This window comes from Ectothiorhodospira marina, from assembly GCF_900109495.1.
Classification (GTDB): Bacteria; Pseudomonadota; Gammaproteobacteria; order Ectothiorhodospirales; family Ectothiorhodospiraceae; genus Ectothiorhodospira; species Ectothiorhodospira marina.
This window is the reverse complement of sequence record NZ_FOAA01000029.1, coordinates 1-2,500: the sequence shown is the minus strand read 5'-3', so window position 1 is coordinate 2,500 and position 2,500 is coordinate 1. Positions and strand designations below refer to the sequence as shown.

The 2,500-nt window shown below is 55.7% G+C and carries 2 rRNA genes (1 of these 2 cut by a window edge); both read left to right on the top strand.

From position 1 onward, the window contains the following. Window positions 1-2,079, top strand: a 23S ribosomal RNA gene (locus tag BMY52_RS14880); it begins 808 nt to the left of the window's first position. A 102-nt stretch (window positions 2,080-2,181) separates the two neighbouring features. Further along, a 5S ribosomal RNA gene (gene rrf, locus BMY52_RS14875) occupies window positions 2,182-2,297 on the top strand. Window positions 2,298-2,500: the final 203 nt, after the last annotated feature.

The following is a 2,500-nucleotide window of genomic DNA, read 5'->3' as shown; positions in this document are numbered from 1 at the left end:
AGCTATTTAGGTAGTGCCTCATGTATCACTCCTGGGGGTAGAGCACTGTTATGGCTAGGGGGCCATCCCGGCTTACCAAACCATTGCAAACTCCGAATACCAGGAAGTGCGAGCATGGGAGACACACGGCGGGAGCTAACTTTCGTCGTGGAGAGGGAAACAACCCAGACCGCCAGCTAAGGTCCCCAAATCATGGCTCAGTGGGAAACGATGTGGGAAGGCCCAGACAGCCAGGAGGTTGGCTTAGAAGCAGCCATCCTTTAAAGAAAGCGTAATAGCTCACTGGTCGAGTCGGCCCGCGCGGAAGATTCAACGGGGCTTAAGCCATGTACCGAAGCTGCGGATTTGACCTTATGGTCAAGTGGTAGGGGAGCGTTCTGTACGCCTGCGAAGGTGTGTCGTAAGGCATGCTGGAGGTATCAGAAGTGCGAATGCTGACATGAGTAACGATAAGATGGGTGAAAACCCCATCCGCCGAAAGCCCAAGGTTTCCTGCGCAACGTCAATCGGCGCAGGGTTAGTCGGCCCCTAAGGCGAGGCAGAAATGCGTAGTCGATGGGAAACAGGTTAATATTCCTGTACCGCTTTATACTGCGATGGGGGGACGGAGTAGGCTAGATCAGCCGGCAGTTGGTGTCCGGTTTAAACGTGTAGGGAGTGCTTCCAGGCAAATCCGGTGGCACAATTCTGAGACGTGATGACGAGCTCCTACGTGGAGCGAAGTGGTCGATGCCAAGCTTCCAAGAAAAGCCTCTAAGCTTCAGGTATGAAGTGACCGTACCCGAAACCGACACAGGTGGGCAGGGTGAGAATCCCAAGGCGCTTGAGAGAACTCGGGTGAAGGAACTAGGCAAAATGGTACCGTAACTTCGGGAGAAGGTACGCCTCTGGTGGTGAAGGGTCTTGCACCTGGAGCTGCTGGGGGCCGCAGAGACCAGGCCGCTGCGACTGTTTATTAAAAACACAGCACTCTGCAAACTCGAAAGAGGACGTATAGGGTGTGACGCCTGCCCGGTGCCGGAAGGTTAATTGATGGGGTTAGCGTAAGCGAAGCTCTTGATCGAAGCCCCGGTAAACGGCGGCCGTAACTATAACGGTCCTAAGGTAGCGAAATTCCTTGTCGGGTAAGTTCCGACCTGCACGAATGGCGTAACGATGGCGGCACTGTCTCCACCCGAGACTCAGTGAAATTGAAATCGCTGTGAAGATGCAGTGTACCCGCGGCTAGACGGAAAGACCCCGTGAACCTTTACTACAGCTTCACACTGAACTTTGAACCTGCTTGTGTAGGATAGGTGGGAGGCTTTGAAGCCGGAACGCTAGTTTCGGTGGAGCCAACCTTGAAATACCACCCTGGCATGTTTGGAGTTCTAACCTCGTCCTGTTATCCAGGACAGGGACCGTGTGTGGTGGGTAGTTTGACTGGGGCGGTCTCCTCCCAAAGAGTAACGGAGGAGCGCGAAGGTACCCTCAGCGCGGTCGGACATCGCGCAGTGCGTGCAAAGGCGTAAGGGTGCTTGACTGCGAGACAGACACGTCGAGCAGGTGCGAAAGCAGGTCTTAGTGATCCGGTGGTTCTGTATGGAAGGGCCATCGCTCAACGGATAAAAGGTACTCCGGGGATAACAGGCTGATACCGCCCAAGAGTCCATATCGACGGCGGTGTTTGGCACCTCGATGTCGGCTCATCACATCCTGGGGCTGAAGCAGGTCCCAAGGGTATGGCTGTTCGCCATTTAAAGTGGTACGCGAGCTGGGTTTAGAACGTCGTGAGACAGTTCGGTCCCTATCTGCCGTGGGCGTCGGAGATTTGAGAGGATCTGCTCCTAGTACGAGAGGACCGGAGTGGACGTACCTCTGGTGTTCCGGTTGTCACGCCAGTGGCATTGCCGGGTAGCTAAGTACGGACGGGATAACCGCTGAAAGCATCTAAGCGGGAAGCCTTCCTCAAGATGAGATCTCCCTGGGCACTTGATGCCCCTGAAGGGCCGTTGAAGACGACAACGTTGATAGGCGGGATGTGAAAGCGCAGTAATGTGTGAAGCTAACCCGTACTAATTGCCCGTGTGGCTTGACCATATAACACCCAAGCAGTTTGAGGGTGTGCGGTCATCACAATGACATGACAACATAGCCTGGAACTTTCCTGAATTGGTGATCCTTTGGATCACACCCAGTTTGCCTGGCGGCCATGGCGAGTAGGAACCACCCGATCCCATCTCGAACTCGGAAGTGAAACTGCTCAGCGCCGATGGTAGTGTGGGGCTTCCCCATGCGAGAGTAGGTCACTGCCAGGCTCTTATTGCAAAACCCCGATCGGTCAGCCGGTCGGGGTTTTTTTTGTGCCCGGCATCTGGGGCAGCACCGCGGGCCCTCTGGGTCCAACACCAGGGCGCCAGGATCCTTCGGGCCTTACCCCGAACACCGCCGGGTCGTTCGCGAACGACCCGTACAGGGACGGGGCATGAATCTCACTCCCCCTCCATCAGGAACACCCGCG